Genomic DNA, 25,627 nt, shown 5'->3' on the forward strand with positions numbered 1-25,627 from the left:
TCGGTGGGGCTGTTCCTCGCGGGCCTGGCGGTGCTATGGCTGGTGACGCACCATCTGCTCGCCGCTCTCGACAGCGCCGTGCCGGCAAGCGGTACGGGTGGTGGCTTCGGCCTGCATGACTACAAAGTCATCTGTCCACGCATCAACCTGGCTGATGCGAACGGCTTCTATTGCGGCGAGCCGGCTGAAACCGCCTGCAACAAGTGCCTGGTTGAAGTGGGTTCCGATTTTAAGGTGACCGACATAGGGGCCTGGCGAGCCATGCACAGACGGGCTTTGATGGCGGCGGACCAGGTGCTGGTGCCTGACCAGGATGCTGCTGAGCGGCTCGAGCGGTATTTCCCTGAGGTATGTTTCGAAGTTTCGCCCCATGAGGAGATCGATCCGAAGCAGATCTTAATCCGGACGCCTGAGCTGGCTGCGGATGAGAAGTTGCGGATCATGGTCATCGGCGCCATTGGAAAAATCAAGGGTTTTGAGGTGCTGCTGGCCTGTGCCCGGGATGCCCGGCAGCGGCGACTGCCCATCGAATTCATTGTAATGGGGTACACTATGAACGACCGGTTGTTACAGGAAGAAGGGGTCAGGGTCACCGGCCGGTATCTTGAGGAAAATGCTCAGCGTGCCTTGGAAGCATTGTCCCCACACGTGGGATGGTTGCCTTCCGTGTGGCCGGAGACCTACAGCTACACCCTTTCGATCGCTCTGCAGGCGGGTTTGCCGGTTGTGGCCTTCAATATCGGGGCGATCGCCAGGCGCATCCGGGAGTACGATCCAGCTGCCGGACATTGTCTGTTTCCACTGGATTGGGCCAACCAGCCCGATCAACTCAATGATCGTTTTGCTGATTTTCGTTCTTTTTACCTTGAATCCGGGATGCTGCTGCAGCAAGCCGGCTGAAAGCAGAAGATATGTTATTGAATACAAAAGGTGAGCATGTTGGGAAATAGCCCTTTTTTCATCATTGGATGTGTCCGTTCCGGTACTACGTTACTGAGAGACGTGCTGCGCAACCATCCGCGTCTGGCCGCTCCGGAGGAAACCCATTTTTTCAGGTGGGCGGAGCCTTTCGGCGGCACTCCCTACCGAAAAATGGTTTCCGATAATCGCGTGTTGAAGCGCCATCGGGAAATGGATGGTATTGATGAATCCGAATTCCAAATGGTTCTCGACCAGAGTATTTCGCGTGCAGATCTTTACTGCCGTTATATGCAGCTTTACATAAAGAAAAACAAGCCAGGTGCACAAAGGTGGTTCGACAAGACACCGCAGAATGTCTACGGTGCGGCCATGATCGCCGGTGAAATGCCCGCTGCGAAATTAATTCATATTATCCGGCATCCGATGGATGTGGTTTCAAGTCTTCGGATCGGAAAGGTGGTCAAGGTCCAAAGCGTGGTGGGTGCCTGCAACTACTGGACTGAGGCGGCGGAAATTGTCCAGGTAATTAAAATGGCGTACCCTCATCGTGTTTATGAATTGAAATATGAAAATTTTACTCGTGAGCCTTTGATAGAGATCGAAAAAATGTTGGCTTTTCTTGGGGAAGATTTCAAACCTGCAATTTATCAGCATATTGAGACCAAACCAATATCACACAATCATGAAAATTTATTTTCAGAGCAAGAATCACATCAGATCGAACGGCTCTGCCGGCGATGGGGTATCCATTATGGATATCTTGAAGCTTCCAGCGAGATTGAATAGAACTGGATCACTTAATAAAAAAGACCTATGCGCGTCCGATCGCACATGAGGAAACCTTGTGAGCGGAGGCATTTTACGTGTTCCGTAACGTTTTAGCCAGCTTACTTGAAATTTATCAAGGTGGCAGGGGCTTGTTTCAATCCAAGGAAAAATTTAACCAGCACGCGCCGAAAATGGCTGTGGTGCTCACACCGGGAGAGGTCCCGACCACTGACTTGTACCTCAGGAGATGTTTGAAGGAAAGCGTTGGGGAAGCCGTAAATTATTTAAATACACTACGATCACCGCCCAACGATGTAACCTTTGGAAATGACGCCTTGATAATAGTCGTCCGCCATGCACCAAGAAACTGGCTTCGATCGCTTAAGCGACAACAGGACAAACTTGCTGGGATCGTTTTTTTAATGGATGACGACATCCCATCTGCACTACGGGCGCCGGAATTACCCTTTCGTTATGCTTTAAAAACCGCGTGGCGCTATGCACTGTCTCGGCGATTGCTCAGTCAGGTTTGCAGCGAGGTGTGGCTTTCCACCCCTGAATTAATGCACCGTTATGCCGCTTCATCCCCCCGGCTGGTGGAGCCGGAATACGTGGCTTCGAACTCATCGAACGAAAAACCGGTTGTCTATTTCTACCATGGCTCGTGGGCGCATCGACGAGAGATGAAATGGCTGGTGCCGGTTATAAGGCAGGTTCAACAGCATGCCCCCAACGCTTGGTTTGAAATCATGGGCACCGATCGGGTCAGGCGCCTGTTTCTGGGCATCCCCCGGGTGCGCGTGGTCCATCCCATGCCCTGGAAGGACTATCTTGCCTATGCAGGAACCGTCCGTCACCAGATCGGGCTGGCACCTTGTTTCGATACGGACTTCAACCGGGCGCGGTCTCACAGCAAGGTGTTCGATACCACCCGCCTGGGCGCCGCGGGGATTTATTCCAATGTTACGCCCTATGCAGAGAAAGTCGCTCATGGCGAGACTGGATTGTTATGTGAAAATGTACCGGACAAGTGGGTTGCAGCAATTATGCTGCTGATAAACGACCAGGACTTGAGAAAATCCCTTTACGTGAAGGCCAGGGAGTGGTGTGGCAATGAAGGGAGAAAGGGGCATCAGTCATAGCTCTTGGCTGTTGGCTGTTGGCTCTTCCTAACAGCTAACAGCCAACAGCTAAGAGCCGCCCTTTTGCTCCTGGCTCTTCCTAACAGCTAAGAGCCGCCCTTTTGCTCCTGGCTCCTGAACGCTAAGGTAAAAAACCCATGCTCGGCACTTTTTCCAAAGGCATTTTAAAGCGACGGCTGCTTCCCCTTGCATTGGAAGCGGACCTGGTTGCCTGCAGGCAAAGCAGCCGTGCGGACAAGCTATCCGGGATCATCGGCTGGGGACTGAAGGACAACACGGAAAAGGCCGATGCCTTTGCCCGTCGACACCAACTGCCCTATCTCTCCCTGGAAGACGGATTTGTCCGCTCGGTGGGACTGGGTGTCAGGGGGGCCGAACCCTTCGGCTTCATCGTCGACCGGCAAGGCATTTACTACAATGCGCGTCAGCCCTCGGATGTCGAAGCGCTGATCAAAGCCGCCGACACGACCGATGCGTCACGGGCCAGACGACTCATCCAACGCCTTGTCAACCTTCAGGCCACCAAATACAACCATGTCTGGCACAGTCCTGCACTGCCATCGGATGATCGCCCCAACATTTTGCTCATCGACCAGACCGTCGGCGATATGTCGGTAAGGTATGGATTGGCCGATGAAAACAGCTTTCAGGAGATGGTACATGCCGCTTTGCAGCGCTATCCCCGGGGGCGGTTTCTGGTCAAAACCCATCCGGATGTCATTGCCGGCAGGAAAAAGGGCTACCTCACGGATAAACTGCCGCATGCGGTAGGCTTGATCGCCGAGGACTGCAATCCGATCGCCCTGCTGCAGCAGGTGGACCATGTGTTCACGGTCACCTCCCAAATGGGTTTCGAAGCGTTGCTGGTGGGTCGGAAAGTCACCTGCTTCGGCATGCCGTTTTATGCCGGCTGGGGGCTGACCGAGGACCGGGTCGCCTGCACCCGCCGCAATGTCAAGCGGACCCTGGCGCAGCTGTTCCACGCGGCCTACCTTGACTATGTTCGCTATGTCGATCCCATAAGCGAACAACGCTGCGAACTGGAGCGCATTCTCGATCTGATCGAAAACCACAAGCGCATCGTCACGCAAAACCGGGGGCAGGTCTACTGCTTTGGCTTTCGGTGGTGGAAGCGCGGCATCATCAAACGGTTTCTCGGCTCGGCGGAGATGGATCCTGTTTTCCTGAAAAACAAATCCGCACCACGCGTTACCAGCAAAACCGCCGCCAGCCGGATCGCTGTATGGGGAGCCGGGGATGATCGCCACCTCAGGGATCTGGCCCGACGCCAGCGCATCCCGATTGAACGGGTGGAGGACGGCTTCATCCGCAGCGTGGGCCTGGGTTCGGATTTAAACAAGCCCGCATCGCTGATTGTGGATCGGCGCGGCATTTATTTTGATCCGCGACAGCCCTCCGACCTGGAACATCTGCTCAATACCGTTCAACTGGATGATGCTGCGCTTGCCCGCGCCAAACGGATCCGCCAACGGATCGTCAACAGCGGTATCAGTAAATACAATACCGGCCATCGTGGTCGGCGTCCGGCCGGCAATAAGGTGAAAACCGTCATACTGGTTCCTGGTCAGGTGGAAGATGACGCCTCGATCCGAACCGGAAGCATCGATATAAAAACCAATCTCAGTCTACTGAAGGCCGTTCGTCAGGCGAATCCCGATGCGCATATTATCTTCAAACCCCATCCGGATGTGTTGTCCGGCAATCGGACCGGCGCGGTTCCGGTCGGCGTTGCCAAAACGATGTGCGATGCTATCGCTACCGATTGTGACATCAACGACTGCCTCGATCAGGCCGATCAGATTCATACCATGACCTCCCTGACCGGCTTCGAAGCGCTCCTGCGCGGCAAAACCGTGCATACCTATGGATTGCCGTTTTACGCCGGTTGGGGCCTGACCATCGACCGCCACCCGGTCGACCGCCGGCGCCGGCGACGGACCGTCGACGAATTGCTCTATTGTGCGCTGGTTCTCTATCCCCGCTACTACGATTGGGGGGCCCGCATGTTCGTTTCCGTCGAGGACGCCATCGAGGGGCTGTTGCGACAGAAAACCTCCCAGGGTGAAGCGATCAACATGGCGTTTTGGCGGCGACTGATCCGCAAAGCATTCAATTTGCTTGATAATATCGGTTTATTGTTCAAGCGGTAGGCTACCCCTTAGTAGACCCCAATGTCGCATAAACCATATGGAAAAAAAAGATGGTCAGCTTTAAGGTTGATGGTTCCGTAAAAAGTCGAAATTTCAGGTTTATTGTCATCCTCGCGAAGGCGGGGATCCATAAGATTCAGATAGTTATATAGACTCCCGCCTCCGCGGGAGTGACACTGTTTGTGACTTTTTACGGGTTCATCAAGGTTAAGTATTTTTAAGTTGCACCGATATGGTAGTCGTCACTGCTCAAGCGTATTCACCGACCCTGGCAATTTTTTGGGCTCGCGCCGACGTTAAGCAAAACAATTTAAATTTTTTTAGGCATATCACCTTTTTTGGGCCGAAATCGGCGACAAAAAAACCTGCAACCGGATAAAGGACACACACGCAACATGAAAAATAAAATCACATCAACAAAGGCGACCAGCTGTCGTGAACATGGATGTCAAGGCAAGGACATGTGCAGCAATCCGGCAGAGACAGGGGACAAGCAGGACGACGGCAGGGTGTATTTGATCAACACGAAACCGTTGCGAGTCAGCAGCACGAAGAATTGGGCGAAATCCCTCGATCAACTCAGGCAGCAAATCAAAAGAGGCTGCGGCATTGATGGCGTCGGGATCAAGGACCACTTCTGTTAGCCCTGACCGAATTAAGGCACTTCATACGTGGGATTCGTACGACCGACCGTTAATAGGTAAAGCCAAACTGAAGGCCCAATTTTTCCAAACCATTGTTTGGATAAGCCATATGACCATTGGAGACATGGTCGAAAAGAACGGAGACATTCCCTCTCTTGTTGAATTTAAATCCGGCAGCAAGGGCGGCACGAAACAATGCACGTGATCCTAGCCGCTGACGCTCCGGGTCGGAGCTTTGCAGTTCACCGTCGTGGAATGCGCCACCTAATCCAACGCTAAGGAAAAGAAGCTCGAAAGCCCTTAGGTCCCAATTCAAACCCGCATACATCATATTGGTATTGCTGTTATTGTTGACAGAAAAACCAATGGAAGGCCGCGGTGATCCCAGGACCTCTAAAAATCTTATGCCGGGCGAACGAAAGAAAAATTCACTGGTAAAATCGTTGCCGTCCTCATGCTTTGTTGACCGAGTGGCGACATCATGCTCCATAATTCCAATGCGGATTTCGTTGATGATGGAGTCGGGGCGACGCGATTCGCTCAGTGCCGCGATGGGCCAAATGAGATAGATCAATATACAGAGGGTCAAGTTGACTATTTTCAATCTGCACCTACTTTTTATGTAAAATAGCCTTGAACAAAAAATTCGATCCTAGCCCTTCTTTCTCAAGTAACATGCCAATAAAATGAAAATCCCTGCTGGCATATTTTTGTTTTAAATAAGATGGTTACGATATTTAATTATTTCCTGCCGTGAGCGCTTTTTTTTTGATCTACCATTTAGGAAGGAAAAGAACCGGGGTGTGAGAAAATAATTACACAGCCAGTTCCACCATTTACGAAGCATGGAAATGAACATTACCCGCTTAGCGCTGTTGACCCATAAACGCGTGCTGTTGTTACAAGGCCCGATGGGACCCTTTTTTAAAAAACTTAACCACTGTTTGCGATCAAGGAATGCGCGGGTTTTCAGGATTGTTTTCAATGGGGGCGACCGCATTTTCGCCAACAAGGACAATCGGTTTGACTACAGCGAGAAAACGGCTGGTTGGAAAGCCTTCATCACCGATTTTTATGCGGATAAAAAAATCGACGCGATCGTCTTGTATGGCGACTGCCGTTTTTATCATCGTGTGGCAGCGGATGTCGCGGCCCGATCAGGCATTCGGGTTTTTGTTTTCGAAGAAGGGTATGTCCGGCCCAATTTCATCACCTTAGAGGAAAACGGCGTCAATGCGCATAGCACCTTGCCCCGCGAGGCCGATTTTTACCGGCAACTGAAACCGAAGCCCCAGGCAGCACGGTCGAACCAGCCGGTTAAATACAACTTTCACCGCTGGGCGTGCTACGCCGGCATCTACTTTATTTTCATGTTTCTCCAGCGCCGGCGCTACCCCCATAACAAACACCATCGCAATACCGACATCGGCCTTGAAACTGGGTATGGCATCCGCAACGCCATCCGCAAAATTTGGTTCGCGCTGACCGAAAAGCCGTTTGCCAGAGCGATTGCGAATGACCTTGCGAAGAGATACTATTTTGTGCCGCTACAGGTGCAATACGATTTTCAGATGACCAAGCATTCGCCCTTCAAAAATATGCAGGCGTTCATACGCACGGTGATGCGCTCTTTTGCCGCGCATGCACCGAATCACACCGCGATCGTCTTCAAGCACCATCCCATGGATCGTGGCCGCCCCCTGTTCTATGGATATATCCGCCAACTGGCCGCACGACTGGGTGCGGCCAACCGCGTGCATGTCGTGCACGATGTCCATCTGCCCACCTGTCTGAAAAATGCCATCGGTACGGTCACGGTCAACAGCACGGTCGGTATCACCTCGCTCTTTCATGGCACCCCGACCCTCGTCCTCGGCGAGGCGCTGTACGATATCGAGGGGCTCACCTGCACGGGTTTGCCCTTGGACCGCTTCTGGTCGGAATATAAAGCGCCTGACCGCAAGCTTTTTCAAAAATTTCGCAGCTATCTCATTGATCGGACCCAGCTGGAGGGCTCCTTTTACGGTGGTTTTCGGGAATTATTGAACGCGTGATTCCAGGTAGGCATTGACCGCCGCCCAATAGGCCGGCGATGTTTGAATGGAATTGTGGTCGGTGCCCTGCACGGTGACGGTGGTGGCCAGGCCGCCCCACACGCGTTCCAGGTTCCGGGTCAAGCGGGCCGGCACCACCTGGTCATGGGAGGCGCTCAGGAAAAGGGCCGGCGTGGCAATGTCCGGCGCCAGGGCGGCGGATTCGAAGCGGTGTTTGAGCATCCAGCCCACCGGAAAGATCGGATAGTGCACCCTGGCCACATTCACCAGGGAATCGAATGGCGTGACGAGAATGATGCCGCCCACCGTGCGCGTGGCCGCCACATGCACGGCCACCCCCGCACCCAGACTGCGGCCCATGAGCACCACATGGGCAGGGTCGATCCCTTCCGTGGCCATGACGTGGTCGAATACGAACACGGCATCGTCAAGCAGTGCACGTTCGGAAGGGCGGCCGGTGCTGTGACCGTATCCGCGGTAGTTCATGAACAAAAAGGATCGGGTGGCGAACCGCTCCAGGTCAGTGAAGTTCAAAGACACATCCTCGGCATTGCCGCCGTAATAGACAATCAAAGGGTGCCGCGGGTCGATCTCGTTGTTGAAGAACCAGCCGCTGAGGGTGACGTCGCCGTGGCGCACGCTGATGGCATGCGCGGCATAACGGGCCTGGTTGCCCAGCGCGGTCGGCTGGGGAAAAAAGATCATTCCAGCCTGGAAAAAATAGAGCAAAAGGGTGGCGCCGAAGAAAAAGAGACCAAGGATGGTAATGGTTTCCAGGATCATTTTCACGATGGTTCCTGCCAAAAAAGGGTTCTATGACCCAGGGGGTCGAGGGAGATGCACCCGCGCAACACGTTTACCTGAGTTGGACGATTAAAACAGATAGTTTATCAACACAAAGCTGCCCACCAGCAATACGGTAAAAGTGACCGCCAGCAGGTTGAAATAGCGGTCAATAAAGCGCTGGATGCGCGGGCCGAACCGGTAGATCAGCCCGCCCACCAGGAAAAACCGGGCCGCCCGGGACACCATGGAGGCCAGGACAAACACCGTGAAGTTGATCTTGAACATGCCGGCGGCGATGGTGAATACCTTATACGGAATGGGAGTGAACCCGGCGATGGCCACAGCCCAGGCGTCGTAGGTGTTGTAGAGGGTTTCGATAAAGGCCACCTTGTCCGCCAGACCATAAAATTCAACGATGCGGATGCCCACCGAGGCCATGAACTGCCAGCCGATCAGGTAGCCCAGGCATCCCCCGAAAAGGGATCCGAGGGTACATACCAGGGCGTAATTAAACGACTTGCCCGGCCGGGCCACACACATGGCGATCAACAGAACGTCCGGTGGGATGGGAAAGAAGGAGGATTCGGCAAAGGCCAGTAGAAACAAGGCCCAGGTGCCGTAAGGGGTGACGGCCCAGTGAAGCACCCAGTCGTACAGGCGCCTGAGCATTTACGGCTCTCTCCAGCCGTGTTCGCCGATGAGCCTGACGAAGCGGCAGCCGCCCAGGTTGGACTGCTGGATGCCCGTTTCGGTGCGCACCAGCTTGATCAGATCCTGGGTGTGGCGATCCCCCACCGGGATTACCATCCGGCCGTCCATGGCCAGCTGGTTGACCAGCACCATGGGGATCTCGGGTGCACCGGCAGTGACGATGATCGCATCAAAAGGGCTCTCTTCTTTCCAGCCGGTGGTGCCGTCCGAATAGCGGGTGACGATGTTGTGGTAGCGCAGCTGGTCGAACAGCTTCCGCGTTCGGGTAAAAAGTGAGTAGATCCGCTCAACCGTATAAACCCGGAAGGCGATTTGCGCCAGAATGGCCGCCTGGTAGCCGGAACCCGTCCCGACCTCCAACACGCGGTCCTCCGGTTTCAACTGGAGTGACTCGGTCATTTCAGCAACGATGTAAGGTTGCGAAATGGTCTGTTGTTCACCGATGGGCAGGGGAAAATCGCCATAGGCCTGATCCATCATGGCTTCACTGACAAACAGGTGGCGGGGAACGGTCCGCATGGCCGACAGCACCCGGGGATCGCTGATCCCGCGGGAGATGAGCTGTTTGGTGACCATTTCATTTCTCAGGCGCTGGTATTTCATCCACGTTTTTCCCCCAGCACGTGTCTATCAATTAAGGCGTGTCAGGTCAAGATGTTAGAAGGTATCCATCCATATTCGGCATCTTGAAGACCCGCTCCGGGTTCAACCGTCCTGGATAGTCAGCAACACAGCGCTGACGGGCCTTTGGCTTCCGAAGCGCTGCGGCCTGGGCCCCAACCGCCGGCTGCCGTTTCCGCGGGCACCCAAAACGACAAAAGCGCCCCGCAGTGGGACGCCTTGCACCCGCCACACAATCGGCCGCTGGGTTAAATTTTATAGATTACCCGTTTTTCGGTGATGATGATATCCACATGTTTGTCGTGGGATTCCATGGGCACCTGGGGGACCAGCTGGCCCTCGAAGACCAGGCCGACCTTGCGCGTGGTCAGGGGCAAATCGGGGATAAGCCGGTCGTAGTAGCCGTCGCCAGAGCCGATCCGCCCGCCTTTTTCATCCATGGCGACTCCGGGAATGACGGCGATATCGATGCAATCCAGCGGAACCGGTTTGCATTTGGCGGGATCGGGTTCGAGAATTCCCCGCGGCCCGACGACAACATCCCTGGTCGGGTTGTCCACCTTCATCAGTTTCATTTTGGATTTGGTCGTGTCAAATGCGGGAAGCACAACGATCTTGTTGAATTCGTAGGCCCGCTTGATGATGGCATGGGTGGACACCTCATTTTCGGCATTCACATAGAGCAGAACGATCTTGGATTCGAGAAAGTTGGCGAACTCGAAGAGCCGGTTTTCGATGGTGCGCGTGTTTGCTTCCAGCACATCCTTTGAAAGCGCGTTGAAGAATACCGCTGTCTGTTTTCTGATTTCCTGCTTTTTTTCCCGGACTTCATCCATTGCCATCTCCGCCTTTTGGTTTTCTGCCTCTGGTCGCCGAACCGCGCACTGCATCCTAAACCCGTCCACGCTGAAAGTCACGGGGCCCCACGCCAAGCGAACAATCGATTCAGGATCGGTTGAATCTCCGGCGGCAGGCAACGCGGACTGCACCTGCATCAGGCTACAACCGGCAATCATCATTGACTAATTAGCGCGCTTGGGATAAGGTTCTGGCTGGTTTTGCCTTCGGTGTTCGCCTTTCATCGGTAGAGCCGTTCACCACCCCGTTACGGAATTACACCGCCGCCTGCAATTCGATGTATGGCCCCGTTAAAACACGACTTTGGAATATAAGGACAATTATGCTGGAAATCAAGTTGGTGAGAGAAAAATTGGAACTGGTCAAAACAGCCATGCAAAACCGAGGCGCCGACTTCGATTGGGAGGCGTTTCAGGCTCACGATTCCCGGCGAAAAACCATCCTCTCCGATTTAGAAGCCTACCGTCACCAGCGCAACCGTGTCTCCGACCAGGTGGCCCGGATGAAGCGCAGTGGTGAGAACGCCGATGCCATCATCGCGAAAATGCGCGCCGTCTCGGCAACCATCAAGGATCTGGAAAGAGGGCTGAGTGACTGTGAAACCGCCATAGATGCAATGATCATGTCCATGCCCAACATTCCCCATGCAAGCGTACCCGTGGGTAAAAACGAGGCGGACAACCCCGTCGTCAAAACAGTGGGCGAGCCCACCGCCTTCGCCTATGCGCCCCTGCCCCATTGGACTATCGGTGAGCGTCTGGGCATCCTGGATTTCGCCCGCGCCTCGAAAATCGCCGGCGCACGTTTTCCTCTCTACCTGGGGGTGGCAGCCCGCCTGGAACGGGCATTGATCAACTTCATGCTGGACCTGCACACCGGCGAGCACGGCTACAAAGAGGTGCTGCCGCCATTTATCGTCAACCGCAAAACCATGACCGGCACCGGCCAGCTGCCCAAGTTCGAGGCGGACCTGTTCAAGCTCGAAGGCCTGGATTATTTTCTCATCCCCACGGCAGAAGTACCGGTTACCAACATTTACCAGGAAGAGATTCTGGACGAAACCCAGCTGCCGGTCTACTTCACGGCCTACACCCCCTGTTTCCGCTCCGAGGCCGGCTCCTACGGCAAGGACACGCGCGGGTTGATCCGCCAGCACCAGTTCAACAAGGTGGAGTTGGTCAAATTCACCCGGCCGGAGACATCCTACGATGAACTGGCATCCCTGCTGGACAACGCGGAGAGCGTGCTTCGCCGCCTTGGGCTGCCTTACCGGGTGATCACCCTGTGTACGGGCGACATCGGCTTTTCCGCCGCCAAAACCTACGACATCGAAGTCTGGATGCCCTCCCAGGGTGTCTATCGGGAGATCTCCTCGTGCAGTAATTTCGAGGATTTTCAAGCCCGACGGGCCAACATCCGTTTTAAGGAGAAGGGCAAAAAGGGTACCCGGCTGGTGCATACATTGAACGGCAGCGGGCTGGCCGTAGGCCGAACGCTGGCCGCCCTGCTGGAGAACTGTCAACAGGAAGACGGCACGGTCGTCATCCCGCAAGCGCTCAGGGCACACATGGGCGGAATGGAAAAGATTATCCCGTGAAACTCGACCAATTCCCGGAAGCGATCCGGCCGCACCTGATCCCGGAACCCGGCGGCGAAATGATCTACCGCTGCCTGGGCTGCAATGCCCAACACGGCATTGAATCACTGCTTTACACCTGCCCGGACTGCGGCAGCGTCCTGCTTCTCCATGACCGCGGCTTCGATCGACTCAAAGAGGTCGGCGGCGAAGCCTGGCAGCGTATTTTCGACTACCGGCGCATGCTCAAGATCCCGGCCCTTAAGGGCATCTATCGCTACCATGAGTTCATCGGCCCGGTGATCCCGCTGGATTCGGTGGTCTACCTGGGAGAAGGCCACACCCCCGTGGTGGAGGCCAACGACATCCTCCAGGCCAAGGCGGGCATCCGCTTTTACTTTAAAAATGACGGGCAGAACCCCAGCGCCTCCTTCAAAGACCGGGGCATGGCCAGCGCCTTGAGCTACATCAATTTTCTTATCCGGCAGGGTCTGGTCGACCAGGTGCTGTCCATCTGCGCGTCCACCGGGGATACCAGTGCCGCCGCCGCCCTCTATGCAGCCTATCTCAAGCCGCATATCAAATCGGCGGTCCTGCTGCCCCACAAGAAAGTAACCCCCCAGCAGCTCTCCCAGCCACTGGGCAGCGGGGCGGACGTCTTCGAGATTCCCGGGGTGTTCGATGACTGCATGAAGGTTGTCGAAGCCCTTTCCGAACAGTACAACGTGGCCCTGCTCAACTCCAAGAACGCCTGGCGCATCCTGGGACAGGAATCCTACGCGTATGAGATCGCACAGGATTTCGAATATGCCCTGGCCGACAAGGTGGTGGTGCTGCCCATCGGCAATGCCGGAAACATCACCGCTGTGATGAACGGATTCCTTAAGTTTTTCGAAACCGGCGTCATCGATGCCCTGCCCAAAATCGTGGGTGTCCAATCCGTGCACGCCAACCCGGTCTACCAGTACTACAGCCAGCCCAAGGCGCGCCGGGGGCGGTTTGTACCCATGGACGTCAGACCCAGCGTGGCTCAGGCCGCCATGATCGGCAACCCGGTTTCGATGCCCCGGGTAATTCACCTGGTGGATCGCTACGACCGGATTGCCGGCCGACAGCGGGTCTTTTTTGCAGAGGTGGCCGAGCAGGATATCATGGACTGGCAGCTCACGGCCAACCGCAACGGCCACATCGCCTGCACCCATGGCGGAGAATCACTGGCCGGCCTGACGGTGGCCCTCGCGGCTGGTTATGTGGCCTCCGGCGAGACGGCCATCGTTGATTCCACGGCCCACGCCCTCAAGTTTTCCGGTTTCCAGGACATGTACTTCCAGAACAGTTTTCCGGACGGATTTGCCGTCCACCCGGACCCGGCATTGATCAATCAGCCGCGCTATATCTGTCCGCAGCACCTGGCCCAGGTGCCGGAACCAGGCAGGCCGCTGGGCAAAGAGGCGCTTGCCGCCTTTGTCAATGCCGTCTCCCGGCAAATCGCCGAGGAACTGGGGTTGAAGAAAAGGCGCTGATCGGAAACCGCCGGTGGACAACCGCAAAGGGGATCGACCATCCACCTGAAACGCAACCTCAAGAACAGGCAAACGACCATGGCAATGACATATCTGAAGACTCTCCTGAACCCGCCCTCCCGCCGGTTCATTTTGCCTGCGCTGGCGTTTATCGGGCTGCTCCTGGCGGTCAACAGCCATGGCGCCATGCTCTATAAAGACTATGTGGTGCGCTATGACCGCGGCTGGGATATTCTCTGCGACCCCTACCAGGTGCAGCAGGGAGACTGGGTACTTAAAATCTTCCGTCAGAAAGGAGAACTCGCCCATGACGACTTCAGGGAGTTCCTGGGCATTTTTCAGCGCCTCAATCCGCATGTGAAAGACCTGGATCGCCTCCGTCCCGGCCAGGTGGTGGACATTCCGCTCAAAAAACTGGTTCAGGGGACCCTGCCGGGTCAATCCTCAGGGGTGGTCACCATCCCCTTCGTCATGATTTCCAATCCCGAGGAGATGATCAAAAAGCATACCCGCGAGTACGCCGTCCAGCCGGGCGACACCGTCTCCAGACTGATTGCCAACCGGTTCGGGGGGCGCTACGGGAACCTGACTTTCAGCCAGGGCGTGAAACTGTTCAAGGCCGCCAACCCGCAAATCAAGGACATCAACCAAATTTACGCCGGACAGAAGGTCTACATGCCCGACCCTTCCATCCGGGAACAGAGCTGGTACGGGGCCCTGTTCGACGAAGCCGGAAATCTGGTCGAAATGAGAGCCGATGCCGCGGATGCCACATCCGATGCCCCCGCGCCCCAACTCGCCGGTGCAGCCGCGCCGGAGATGGCCGTCAGTCAACCGCAGTCGGAGCACAGCGGCCCGGCAGCCGAAGCCGCCTCGGCCATCGGTGGCCGCCTGCTGGACAAGGGCACCTATTTTTTCCCGATGAAACAGGGCAAAGATTTCGAACTGGACCTTTCGCGCTATCCCGTGATCGACCTTCAGAACGGGTCCAGGGTGATTCTGACCACCGCAGACCGGGTGATGAATGTGGACCTGCCGCTGGTTCAGTCTTACTGGGATAATGTCGAGGTGGTGAAGATACCCGAAAACGCCTCCTCCCGGGAAATTCTTGAAGCCGTCTTCGCGGCCTTCTCCGGCGAGGCAGCCCCCAACCAGCTTTCCTTCGACGACCGGGGGGTTAAAATCACCGTCAGCGCCAAGTGGATCCGCACCGAAACGTCCGCCGACGGGTCGGCGCCACGCCACACCTGCATCACACCCATCACCTCCGCCTCCCAGCGGACCCATGGCGCCATCATCCGTTATCTGGATCAGAACGACATCGTCATCAAAGAGATCCTGACCAGCGCCCCCGAGCAGACATCGACACCGTTTCCCATCGATGCAGCGCCGGATGCCGTCAGCATCGACGGCAGCAGTCAGAAGGCGCTGCTCGAATCATTGGCCAGAATTATGGGCTTTCGGTACTCAGCCAACACCGCCATCAGCTTCCCTTACGCCGGGATCCAGGTCCAGGCCCTGTCCAACCTGCTCTCCTTCGGCAACGGCAGGGAGATTCTGGTCGATTTCGGCGATCTGTATGGCGATGCGGTGGCTGCCATCCGAGACACGGGGCTGGAAATCCTGCAGATCGATGTCGATGCCGGACCGGTGGCGATCATCCAGCAACTGATGGAGACCGCGGGCATGGCCTATACACTGACCCCCGTGTTTTACGGCGCCGACCGACCCGCTGAATTCAACACGGCCATTGCCATTTATGGTATTCTCGTTCCGACCGGCAGTGGAGAAAACCGGCTCTTCACCGAAATGCAGCTGCCCGAACTGATCGACCTCTTTATCCGGAACGATGGTATCAGGCTGATCCGAATCGACACCGACGTCGGACAATAGACAGGTTGACCGTCTGACCCCGAAGGTGGGAACACAAAAATCACGCCATACAAGGAGAACCACCGATGATGCATCGGCAACCGAATACAATCCTGTGCTTGCTCTTGGCCATGCTGCTGTTTGCAGCCTGTGGGACAACGGGGATCAGCCCCCAGGAAAAAAAGAAAGCCAGTGCGTCCCGAAACCTGGGCGAGGCCTATCTCAGCGAGGGAAATTACACCGCCGCCCTGGGAGAACTGCTCAAGGCCGAAAAAATAAACCCGGAGGATCCCATTTTGCATAACGATCTGGGCCTGGTATACATGGCCAAGGACAAGATCGACCTGGCCGTCGTGCATTTTGAAAAAGCGGTGCACCTGAAGCCGGACTACTCTCTGGCCAAGAACAATCTGGGCAGCGCCTATCTGGTGCGCAAACAATGGGACAAGGCCATCGTGATGCTGGAAGAGGTGACCGGAGATATGCTTTACGCCACCCCTCACTTTCCACTGGCCAACCTGGGCTGGGCATACTACAATCAGAAAAACTATGACAAGGCATTGACATATTTAAAAGAAGCGCTTCAACTCAAGCCGGAATTCTATATCGCCCAGCTCAATCTGGGCAGGACCTACCTCGCCACCGGTCGATTGCACGCCGCACTCTCGCAGTTCGAAATGATGATAAAAGACAATCCCAGAAACCCGGACGTCCTTTTGGAGCTGGGCAGGACCTACCGTCTTCTGGGAGATTACAGCAACGCCAGACTGGCCTTGAAAGGGGCCATTGAATATACCGATGATTCCAATCTGGCCGTCGAGGCATCCGAAGAGCTGAAAAAAATCTACTAATCAAAGCGGCAACCCCGGACCAACCGGTGAGACCGCTTCGTTTTTACCGCTTCAGGCATGCGGGTCATCTGTTTGCCGGGGGAGACGCCATGACCAGAGATGATCGTCAGCCTGACCCTGATCCGTCCGAACGGCTGCGGTATCGGATCGAGGAGCTGACCCACCGCAACAGCGAGCTGGAGAAGTTCAACCAGGCCCTTTCCAGCGAACGGGAGCTGCTTAAAAAAAGCATCGCGGAGTGCGCGCTGTGGGTGAAAACATCGACCACCGGTATGATTTCGCTGGACAAGTCCGGTCTGATCCAGTCCGTAAACACCCGCGCGGTCGACATGCTCGGCGCAGCCAAGTCCTACCTGCTCAAAAAACCGATCAGTTTATTCATCGCCCCGGAAGACCAGGCCGTTTTCTTTATCAACCGCAGTCGGATTTTTGCCGGCACCCAAAAGCAGGCTTTTGAAATAAAATTTAAGAAAAAGGACGGGGCCATATGGTCCGCCAGGGTCTATGCCCAACCGGTTGAGATGCGCGACCAGCACCTTCCCGGCATGCTTCTGGCCGTGGAGGACATCACCCGCCTCCGCCAGACCCTGGAAGCCCTGCAGCTCAAAGAATACTTTGTCAATCTGCTGTTTTCGATCCTCGACGACCTTTCGGTCTGGTCCACCGCCGACATCGATGAAGTCATTGTCTACACCCTCGAAAAAGTGGGCCTGGTATCCGGTGCGGATCGTGTTTACGTATGCCTGTTTCACGATCGCAGGCGACGGCTTTCCATCACCCACGAATGGGTCGGTGAAGGCATCCAGTCACCGGCGCCGGCCCTGCAGGGCGCATCCGTGGAGGCCTTTTCCAGGGTGCTCGGCCAGGTCAAAAAACGCAGCACCGTCAGTGTTGCCGATATCGCCGCCCTCGCACCGATGGACCAGGCGGCCCATGCGGGCTTCCACGCTCCCGGGGTAAAATCGTTCCTGTTCACGCCCCTGTTTTTTGGCCGCTACCTGCTGGGCATCATTGGCTGCGACGCCGTGAGGGCTCCGCTGGCCTGGTCGGGCGAAACCCAGAGCCTGGCCAAATGCGTCGGCGGCAGCATCGTTGCTGCGCTGCTTCGACGCCAGACCGAGAAGGCACCGGCCGGACTTCGCGACATCCTCTTCCAGTTCGTCGATTCCGGATCCGAAACCGGCGGCGATCTCCTGGAATACGAGGGACCGGTTGAGGTCATCGATAGCGGCAGCCGTGCCGCTGCCGAAGACAGGGCCCGCTGGCATTTCGAAGCCGGAGCCCCCGATGACCCGGAATTGCTGAGCACGGCATTGCTCAAGGACGGCAAAACGGCCAATATCGCCTGCAGGCACTGCAACCGTCAAAAATTGCTTGATATTTCAGAAATTAAGACCATCGGCACCCGGTTGAAAGCGACCTGTGCCTGCGGAAACGAGATGTACATTAAAGTCGAACTGCGCCGCGAACACCGCAAAACGGTCCGTTTGGAAGGCGTGTTCATCCGCGGCCGGGGCGAGCGCCTTGCCCTGAAGTCGGATGACTGGGGAAGAATCCTGATCGAAAACATCTCCCGCCATGGGATCGGCTTCAGGCTGTTCGGCAACCAGGACGTGCGGATCAACGACCGGTTCCGGGTTAAATTCACCCTGGACAACACGGCCGGTTCAGTGGTTCAAAAAGAGGTGGTGGTGCGCGCTGTGGTCGACAAGACCATCGGCTGCCAATTTGTGGATAAAGCCCCATGCGATGTGACCATCGGCTTTTATATGATGACCTGACCCGTGCCGTCCCATCCCGGCAGCGGTTTGGATCGTCCACTTCTCTTGAGAGGCACGGATGCCCGAGGAATCTGAGAACACGCTAGCGATCATGACTGAGCTCAACGCCTTGCGCCGGGAGGCTGCCAGATTGGAGGACGCGGAGCGGCGCTGCCAGAAGGCCGAGGCCGCCCTCAGCGCCCTTGAAGAAAGAAACCGGCTGTTGGGCGACAGCGCCCCGCTGGGGATCTTCACCATCGATATCCACGGTGGTGTGACCGGTATCAACCGCAAAATGCTGGAAATGTTTTCCTGGCCGTCCGTCGACGACCCGACATCCATGAACCTTTTCCATTACCAGGCCATGGCGGCATCGGGAATTGTTGCCGATATCCGGCGCTGCATCGCCCAACAGCAGCCGGTTATATCCGAGCAGCCCTATACCGACCCCCAGGGAACCCGCATCCATTTCCGCTACTACCTAAGCCCCATACCGGGAAGGGATGGCGCCGTTAACGGTGTCATGGCCATGGTTGAAGACTGCACCGATCTGAAAAAGACCGAAGAGGCCCTCAGGGAAAGCGAGAAACGCTATCGCCAGCTGTTTCAATCCGCGCCCATCGCCCTGATCGAATGGGATGTCTCGCACCTGAAGGTCTATCTGGAAAAGCTGCGCGCATCCGGGGTCTCTGATTTCAGAGAATACCTGGAGCAAAATCCCCTGCAAGTGCACCATTGCTGGTCGTTGATCAAGACCGCGGATTATAATCAAGCCTTCCTGGAACTGATGGGGGTTGCCGGCAGGACTGGACCCCGCGGTGCTTTTATTCCAACCGACGCAACGGGTTTTTTAAAGATGGCCCGGGAGATCATCATCGTAGCAGCCGCGGGAAACACCACGGTCGAACGTGAAGAGACCCTCGTGACGACAACCGGCGAACCCAAAATCGTTCTGGGGAAATCATTGGTCGTCTCCGGCCACGAGGATACCCTGTCACGGGTGGCGATTGCCCTGGTGGACATCTCTCAACGCAAGCGGGCGGAAGCGGCGCTGCGCGAGAGCGAGCAGCGCTTCCGGGCTCAAGCCTTTCGGGATGGATTGACCGGTCTCTACAACCAGCGCTATCTATACCAGTCCCTCGCCGAGTGGATTGAACGCGCCCAATCCACAGACATCCCGATCTCACTGATATTCCTGGACCTGGACCATTTCAAACGCGTCGTTGACACGCATGGCCACCTCAATGGCAGTCGGGCCATCCAGCAGGTCGCCGGCACCATCCGCAGCTGCCTGCAGGAACCGGCTTTCGCTGTGGCCTATGCCGGAGACGAGTTTGTGGTTGTCCTGCCGGGGCTGGACCGTTCCCAGGCACTGCAGAAAGCCTCCGAAATTCATTCCAGGCTGAAAAATACGGTCTATGTGCTGAATCAGGGTATCGAGGTCCGGCTGCAGGCCAGTTTTGGGATAGCGACCTTTCCGCAGCATGCCACGGACTTAAACGGCTTGATTGCCGCAGCCGACCACGCCCTTTTCGCCGTCAAGGAGGCCGGCAAAGACGCCGTCGGCCAGTTTCAAAGCCGGTGACGAATTCCTCCTTGGGGTCAAACGCGATGGAATCACATGCGATGAATCGGGGTGGGATGCTTTCGAACCGGGCGCTAAAGACCGGTCACCCTGTTCCGGCCCGTTTTTTTGGACTGGTATAGGGCCTCATCCGCCCGATTGACAAAATCTTCAGCGGCTTCACCGATGTTGTAGGTGGTGACGCCAAAGGAGAGGGTGATTTTCCCGAGGCTTTCCCCGGTGCTTTTCTTCTTCAAGTCAAGTCGCTCAAACGTGAGGCGCAAATCCTCGGCCAGTTTAATTGCTCCGTCAAAGGGCGTGTCGGGCAACAGGATGGCAAACTCTTCGCCACCCAAGCGGGCTGCCAAGTCCCTTCCCTTGATGGAATCCTTGAGGGTGGCAGCGACCATTCGCAGCACGTTGTCTCCAACCAGGTGGCCGTGGGCGTCGTTGATTTTCTTGAAGTGATCGATGTCGACCATGATCAGGCAAAGGGGATTTTTGGAAGCATCGGCCCTGCCGATGGCATCCTTCAGTTTTTGCTCAAATCCCCGGCGGTTGTCGATCCGGGTCAAGGGGTCCTTGAGGGCTTCATTTTGGTAGCGGGCCAACTTGATTTTCAACTGATCGATTTCACGGGTCGCCTGCTGGAGTTGCTCTTTAAATGCGCCGCTGCTGGATTCCAGACGCTTGATCTCCTGTTTGATCTGATTGACGATCATTTCCACATCGGCCTCGGTCAGCGTGGGTACCAGGGATTCGTTGATATTCTCCAGATTGTTTTCGGACTGGGAGAACTGCTGGTTTGTGATTCTGATGGCGCCCATGATTTCAGCGAAGACCTTTTTCAGTTCTTCACGAACCAGCGTGGTGACGGCTTCCCTGCCATTGGCAATGTACTGATTGAAAAGCTGCCGGGAGGTTTCTTCGGAAAAGACAGCCTTATCCTGCAGATATTTGTCTATGGCTGTGTTCAGCTGCGCATTTTTTCCAGAGGCATATTCATACCAGATGCAGTAGTTCAGAGGGTCCGTGGGAAGCCCATGTTTACCGATCAGTTCCAGGGCGAGGCGCAGATACTGCCGTGAACGTTCAATGCTGTCATCATATTGCATTTGACGATCTTCTTTCTGCAGGGGGGAAAACAATTGGACAGGCACCCTTTCCATGCGTTGACCGGTTCGACACAAGCCGACCCGGCCGGACAGACCTCTTAAATTTCAAGATATTGTTTTATTTAAATTAAAAGGCCTCCCGTGTCAATTAAAAACCGGTGCCGCACCGGATGGCTCAGGATATTTATTTACTTGACGGACAGATCCATTCGGCCTAAAAATCCATTCGGTGAGCAAACAAATGCCAAGGGCCCTCAACAGCAGGATCTGCCCGTGCCGGGTATGCCACCCTGCGCAGTTGACCTGACGCCGGGAAGTGCCCTGTTTCCTGCCCAACTCCGTGGATGTGCTTATTTTAATAACAAGCTAAAGTCACAATGGGTTATGCCGATATCTACATCGCACAAAGAACCCATGCAATGGGGAACAGCTTGTCCGATATCCTTTCTGATTGGGAAGGTGGCGGTGAATGCAAAACGCTTTTTTTGATCAGATCGCTACGCTGAAAAACCTTCCCACCCTTCCGCATATTCTGCTGAACCTGTTTGAGGCCTGCAACCGGGACAGCGTCGATCTCGAGGAAATCGCAGCCATTGTAAGCAAGGACCCCGCATTGAGTGCCAAGATCCTCAAGCTGGTCAATTCTGCCTATTTTGGCCTGTCCCAAAAAATCCAGGAAATCAACCATGCCGTGGTGCTTGTCGGTACCAGCGGCATCAGGAACATGGCCATCTGCGCCTGTGTCTATGAAGCCTTTCCCAAACCGAAAAAGAACACCAATTTCAACCTGAAAGCCTTCTGGTGGCACTCCCTCCGGTGCGCCTTTCTGGCAAAAACCATCGCCGCAAAGATCCAGGCCGAACAGCCGGATGAGGCCTTTGTCTGCGGCCTTTTACATGACATCGGCAAGGTCGTGCTGTGGGTAAACTTTCCGGCGGCCTATGATGGCCTGCTTGCCGATTGCCGCAGCGACGGGCAGCGGTTGACAGCCGTTGAAGCCCGCCTGGGAGCAACCCATTGCGAGGTCGCGGCATGGCTTCTGCACCGCTGGAAATTTCAGACCGTGATTGCCGATTCGGCGCGCTACCATCATGAACCTCCAGACCGCATCGCTCAGGCCCTTTTGATGACGCAGATCGTCTGGGTGGCCAATTGTTTAAGTCAGGACGACAGCGCCAGAATCGATGCAGGCGTTGTGGCCGCCCAAAATATTTTGGGGCTGCCCGCAGACCAATGCCACGCACTGATCGAAAAATCCGGTCAGGAGGCCACCGATGTGGCCGCAGCGTTGGGCATCGATATGCGTACCGGTCAACCGGACCCGGAAACGATCGATCCAAAGGACCGGCAGGTTCAGGATGAGCTGGTTTGGAACGTCCGCAACCTGGCGCTGCTCATGGGCTCGCTGGAGGGCTTTCTATCGGCAAGCGAAACAAGCGACATGTTGTCGGTCATCTCAAACGGCCTGAAAATTCTGTTGGATGTGGATCGTTGCCTGTGCTTTCTCTATGATGCTGAAAAGGGAATCCTGCGCGGCTATACGCAAGACCAGACGGGGCGTTACCGGAAGAACCACGGCCTTGCCGTCTCCATGGGCATGGACCAGAGTCTGCTGGTAAGGACGCTTGTCGAGAAGCAACCGATGGACTCTTTGCATGCACAGGAACGACACCCGTTAACGATCCTCGACAATCAACTCCTGCGCCTGCTCGACGGTCAGGGCCTCTTTTACCTTCCCCTGGTCGCCCGTGGGGATGCGGTGGGGGTTCTGGTGCTGGCAATCCAGAAGAATGATTTGCCGCACCTTTTAAAAAAAGTGCCCCTGTTGAATCTTTTGGGCCATCAAGGGGCCATGGCGCTGCAGCTCCATCAGCTGAAGCGGCAACAGTTGCAGGCCATTCAGGCAACGCGTGCGGAAGCCGCCGGCGATCTGGCCAAAAGGGTGGTTCACGAAGTCAACAATCCCTTGAGCATTATCAAAAATTACCTGAAGATCCTCGAAATCAAGTTTTCCGGCAAAGAAATCCCTCTGGATGAGATCAGAATTATCAACGAGGAGATCAGCCGGGCAGCCCATCTTCTGAAAAGTTTAACCCAATTTTCCACCCCAAAAAAACCCACACGGGAGACGACCGATATCAATTCGCTGCTGATGGACATCGTCACGCTCACCAAGGAATCCCTGCTCAGACATGCGAATGTAAACCTGCACACAAACCTGGATCCGGGCCTGCCGGCCGTGCTCGCAGAAAAGGCGGGACTCAAACAGGTCTTTATCAACCTGATCAAAAATGCAGCTGAAGCCATGCAATCGGGTGGAAATCTTTTTATCGAGACCCGGCATGTTCCACCCCCGATCGGCGGCAAATTGGGCCATGGGAAAAAGGGGTCCAGCGGATACGCCGAGATACAATTCAAAGATGATGGACCGGGCATTTCAGAAGCCATGCAGGCAAAGTTGTTTGACCCGTATGTGAGTTCGAAGCAGGGCATGCATGCCGGTTTGGGCCTTTCCATCGCCTACAACATTATTCGGTCATTGCATGGCCGTATAACCTGTGAGAGTATCATGGATAAAGGGACCGTTTTTAAAATTGAATTGCCGCTTCAAGCCGGCGGATAACCGCTAAAGACAGGGCATCATCAATGCAGCGATCACCGAAAATCCTGGTCGTTGATGACGAACTCCGGATGTGCGAAAGTCTGGTGTTTCTTCTAAACACCCGGGATTTTGAAGTCACGACGGCGAACTGCGGCCAGGACGCATTGGCCCTGACCGCTGAACATGCATTCGACCTGGCTGTCCTGGATGTCCACTTGCCGGATATGACCGGCACCGACCTCATGAAGATCATCAAGTCCCGCAGTCCGGACACCTCCGTCATTGTCATCACCGGCGACGCAGATCTCGATTCAGCACTGGCCGCACTGAAATCGGGGGCCTACGACTACCTCAGAAAACCGTTTGAATTAGAAGAATTCCTCAGAACCGTTGAAAATGCAATCAATCAGAAAACCCTCAAGCGGGATAAGGAAAAAATCAACTCCAAGCTTTACCGGTCCGAGGAGAAATACCGATACCTGGTTCAGAACAGCCCGGACATTATCTATACCTTGGATGCCAATGGGAATTTCACCTTTTTAAGCGAAGCGCTGGAGCACCTGTTGGGGTTCACCATTGAGGATTTGATCGGGAAACACTATTCCACGATTGTCTGCGATGAGGATCGCGACAAAGCCCAATGGTTTTTCGACGAGAGACGCTCGCGAGATCGTGCCGCGCCAGGGATTGAGCTGCGCTTGAAGGCGCTCGGCGATGGACAGCCGCACGACAACTTTCGAAAATACCTGAACGTCGAACTCAAATCCATGGGGATCTACGAGGAATCTGCAGGCGGCACCCGCAAGCACCACGTCGGCACCCATGGGGTAATCCGGGACATCAGCGAAAGACAGCGGCTGCATGCCCAGCTTCAAAATGCCGAGCGGATGGAGTCGCTGGGCACACTCGCCGGCGGCATCGCCCACGACTTCAACAATCTGCTGATGGGCATCCAGGGCCGTTGTTCACTGATCTCAATGGATCTTGGAGAGGCTCACCCCGCGGGTGAACATCTGCAGGCCATCGATGAATACATTCGCAGCGCGACGCACCTCACCAAACAGCTGCTGGGTTTCGCACGCGGCGGCAAGTACGAAGTCAAACCCACGGATATAAACACGCTGATCCGAAAAAGTGCCGAGATGTTTGGGCGCACCAAAAAGGAAATCACGATTCAAACCCGTTTCCATGATGCGGATATCGTGGTGGAGGCCGACAGCAGGCAGATCGAGCAGGTTCTGCTGAACCTGTATGTCAATGCCTGGCAGGCAATGCCGGACGGGGGAACACTTAGCCTGGAAACCCGGACGGTCGTCTTGGGCGCCAAAGACTGCGTGCCCCATCAGGCGGTGCCCGGAGCCTATGCCCACATAGCGGTCACCGACAGCGGCATCGGCATGGAGCAGAAGACCCTCGCCCACATCTACGATCCATTTTTCACGACCAAGGAGAAAAGCCGGGGAACGGGACTGGGCTTGGCATCGGCCTATGGCATTATTAAAAATCACGCCGGCATCATCCATGCGCACAGTGAAGTCGCCAGGGGCACCACGTTTGACATCTACCTGCCGATTTCTGAAAAACGGGTGGTAAAGGAGTGTTCACTGCCAGGCAGCATCTGCCATGGGACCGAGACGGTTTTGCTGGTCGATGATGAGGACATGATCATCGACGTCGGCCAGGCCTTGTTGAAAAGGCTGGGCTACCGGGTCATAACCGCCAAAAGCGGCGAAGAGGCCGTGGAGGTGGTGCACCGCATGACCACCGGCATTGACGTGGTGGTTCTGGACATGATTATGCCGGGTATGGATGGCGGGAAGACCTTCGATCATATCCGCAAAATCTGTCTGCAGATGCCGGTAATCCTGGCCAGCGGGTATGCGATCAACGATCAGGCGGAGAAAATAATGCGCAGAGGATGCAATGGGTTCATCCAAAAACCCTTTTCCATCTCCGAGCTTTCCCAAAAATTAAGAGCGATCCTGGACCAGGCAAATACGGCCAGCCAAGGCTGACGGCGCCGTAAAAGTCCCCGGTGTCTCATTCCCGCGACGGCGAGGCACGCAGTGAGGCTTCAGCGCTGTCTAT

General features: G+C 55.6%; 20 protein-coding genes. 14 read left to right on the plus strand and 6 right to left on the minus strand.

Annotation, left to right across the window (positions count from 1 at the left end):
* The 5 genes from R6V78_RS20160 to R6V78_RS20180 form a co-directional block, all read left to right on the plus strand.
* Positions 1 to 900 (plus strand): glycosyltransferase (locus R6V78_RS20160; protein ID WP_410291190.1); only part of this gene is annotated, 900 nt, incomplete at its 5' end.
* A gap of 36 nt (positions 901 to 936) precedes the next feature.
* Positions 937 to 1,707 (plus strand): sulfotransferase family protein, encoded by a 771-nt coding sequence (locus R6V78_RS20165; protein ID WP_410291191.1) that lies wholly within the window; start codon positions 937 to 939, stop codon positions 1,705 to 1,707.
* 77 nt (positions 1,708 to 1,784) lie between these two features.
* Complete coding sequence (locus R6V78_RS20170) at positions 1,785 to 2,831, plus strand: hypothetical protein (RefSeq protein WP_410291192.1); 1,047 nt, start codon at positions 1,785 to 1,787, stop codon at positions 2,829 to 2,831.
* 137 nt (positions 2,832 to 2,968) lie between these two features.
* Positions 2,969 to 5,002: a capsular polysaccharide biosynthesis protein gene (locus R6V78_RS20175; RefSeq protein ID WP_410291193.1), complete on the plus strand. Its 2,034-nt coding sequence runs from the start codon at positions 2,969 to 2,971 to the stop codon at positions 5,000 to 5,002.
* A gap of 395 nt (positions 5,003 to 5,397) precedes the next feature.
* Complete coding sequence (locus tag R6V78_RS20180) at positions 5,398 to 5,646, plus strand: hypothetical protein (protein WP_410291194.1); 249 nt, start codon at positions 5,398 to 5,400, stop codon at positions 5,644 to 5,646.
* 49 nt (positions 5,647 to 5,695) lie between these two features.
* On the opposite strand, the gene R6V78_RS20185 is transcribed toward R6V78_RS20180, so the two are convergent.
* The gene (locus R6V78_RS20185; RefSeq protein WP_410291195.1) at positions 5,696 to 6,250 is read right to left on the minus strand and encodes an acyloxyacyl hydrolase; all 555 of its coding nucleotides are present in this window, start codon (positions 6,248 to 6,250) and stop codon (positions 5,696 to 5,698) included.
* Between the two features lie 247 nt (positions 6,251 to 6,497).
* On the opposite strand from R6V78_RS20185, the gene R6V78_RS20190 reads away from it, so the two are divergent.
* Positions 6,498 to 7,700: a capsule biosynthesis protein gene (locus tag R6V78_RS20190; protein ID WP_410291196.1), complete on the plus strand. Its 1,203-nt coding sequence runs from the start codon at positions 6,498 to 6,500 to the stop codon at positions 7,698 to 7,700.
* Here R6V78_RS20190 and R6V78_RS20195 read toward each other — a convergent pair.
* The 4 genes from R6V78_RS20195 to R6V78_RS20210 form a co-directional block, all read right to left on the minus strand.
* Positions 7,686 to 8,483, minus strand: coding sequence for an alpha/beta hydrolase (locus R6V78_RS20195; protein ID WP_410291219.1), 798 nt, complete (start codon positions 8,481 to 8,483; stop codon positions 7,686 to 7,688). The two genes, R6V78_RS20190 and R6V78_RS20195, sit on opposite strands and share 15 nt — an antisense overlap.
* A gap of 90 nt (positions 8,484 to 8,573) precedes the next feature.
* Complete coding sequence (locus R6V78_RS20200; protein ID WP_410291197.1) at positions 8,574 to 9,155, minus strand: YqaA family protein; 582 nt, start codon at positions 9,153 to 9,155, stop codon at positions 8,574 to 8,576.
* Entirely contained in the window at positions 9,156 to 9,800 is a 645-nt protein-coding gene (locus R6V78_RS20205; RefSeq protein ID WP_410291198.1) for a protein-L-isoaspartate(D-aspartate) O-methyltransferase, read from the minus strand.
* Between the two features lie 266 nt (positions 9,801 to 10,066).
* On the minus strand, positions 10,067 to 10,654 hold the full coding sequence (locus tag R6V78_RS20210) for a 5-formyltetrahydrofolate cyclo-ligase (protein ID WP_410291199.1): 588 nt from the start codon (positions 10,652 to 10,654) through the stop codon (positions 10,067 to 10,069).
* 344 nt (positions 10,655 to 10,998) lie between these two features.
* Here R6V78_RS20210 and serS point away from each other — a divergent pair, with 344 nt between their 5' ends.
* The 6 genes from serS to R6V78_RS20240 all read left to right on the plus strand — a co-directional run bounded on the left by serS (position 10,999) and on the right by R6V78_RS20240 (position 19,843).
* Entirely contained in the window at positions 10,999 to 12,273 is a 1,275-nt protein-coding gene (serS, locus tag R6V78_RS20215) for a serine--tRNA ligase (protein ID WP_410291200.1), read from the plus strand.
* A complete protein-coding gene (gene thrC / locus R6V78_RS20220) occupies positions 12,270 to 13,775 on the plus strand; it encodes a threonine synthase (RefSeq protein ID WP_410291201.1) in 1,506 nt (501 codons plus the stop codon). The genes serS and thrC overlap by 4 nt, the downstream gene beginning before the upstream one ends.
* A 78-nt stretch (positions 13,776 to 13,853) precedes the next feature.
* The gene (locus tag R6V78_RS20225; protein ID WP_410291202.1) at positions 13,854 to 15,668 is read left to right on the plus strand and encodes a LysM peptidoglycan-binding domain-containing protein; all 1,815 of its coding nucleotides are present in this window, start codon (positions 13,854 to 13,856) and stop codon (positions 15,666 to 15,668) included.
* A 65-nt stretch (positions 15,669 to 15,733) separates the two neighbouring features.
* Positions 15,734 to 16,498 (plus strand): tetratricopeptide repeat protein, encoded by a 765-nt coding sequence (locus R6V78_RS20230; protein WP_410291203.1) that lies wholly within the window; start codon positions 15,734 to 15,736, stop codon positions 16,496 to 16,498.
* A gap of 89 nt (positions 16,499 to 16,587) precedes the next feature.
* Positions 16,588 to 18,279: a PAS domain S-box protein gene (locus R6V78_RS20235; protein WP_410291204.1), complete on the plus strand. Its 1,692-nt coding sequence runs from the start codon at positions 16,588 to 16,590 to the stop codon at positions 18,277 to 18,279.
* A gap of 58 nt (positions 18,280 to 18,337) precedes the next feature.
* Positions 18,338 to 19,843: a diguanylate cyclase gene (locus tag R6V78_RS20240; protein WP_410291205.1), complete on the plus strand. Its 1,506-nt coding sequence runs from the start codon at positions 18,338 to 18,340 to the stop codon at positions 19,841 to 19,843.
* 74 nt (positions 19,844 to 19,917) lie between these two features.
* On the opposite strand, the gene R6V78_RS20245 is transcribed toward R6V78_RS20240, so the two are convergent.
* Positions 19,918 to 20,937 (minus strand): GGDEF domain-containing protein, encoded by a 1,020-nt coding sequence (locus R6V78_RS20245; RefSeq protein WP_410291206.1) that lies wholly within the window; start codon positions 20,935 to 20,937, stop codon positions 19,918 to 19,920.
* Between the two features lie 469 nt (positions 20,938 to 21,406).
* On the opposite strand from R6V78_RS20245, the gene R6V78_RS20250 reads away from it, so the two are divergent.
* Together R6V78_RS20250 and R6V78_RS20255 are read left to right on the plus strand one after the other, a co-directional pair.
* Positions 21,407 to 23,560 (plus strand): HDOD domain-containing protein, encoded by a 2,154-nt coding sequence (locus R6V78_RS20250; RefSeq protein ID WP_410291207.1) that lies wholly within the window; start codon positions 21,407 to 21,409, stop codon positions 23,558 to 23,560.
* 23 nt (positions 23,561 to 23,583) lie between these two features.
* Positions 23,584 to 25,554 (plus strand): response regulator, encoded by a 1,971-nt coding sequence (locus R6V78_RS20255; protein WP_410291208.1) that lies wholly within the window; start codon positions 23,584 to 23,586, stop codon positions 25,552 to 25,554.
* Positions 25,555 to 25,627: the final 73 nt, after the last annotated feature.

The sequence above is a fragment of the Desulfosarcina sp. genome (assembly GCF_046496365.1).
Taxonomy (GTDB): Bacteria; Desulfobacterota; Desulfobacteria; order Desulfobacterales; family Desulfosarcinaceae; genus Desulfosarcina.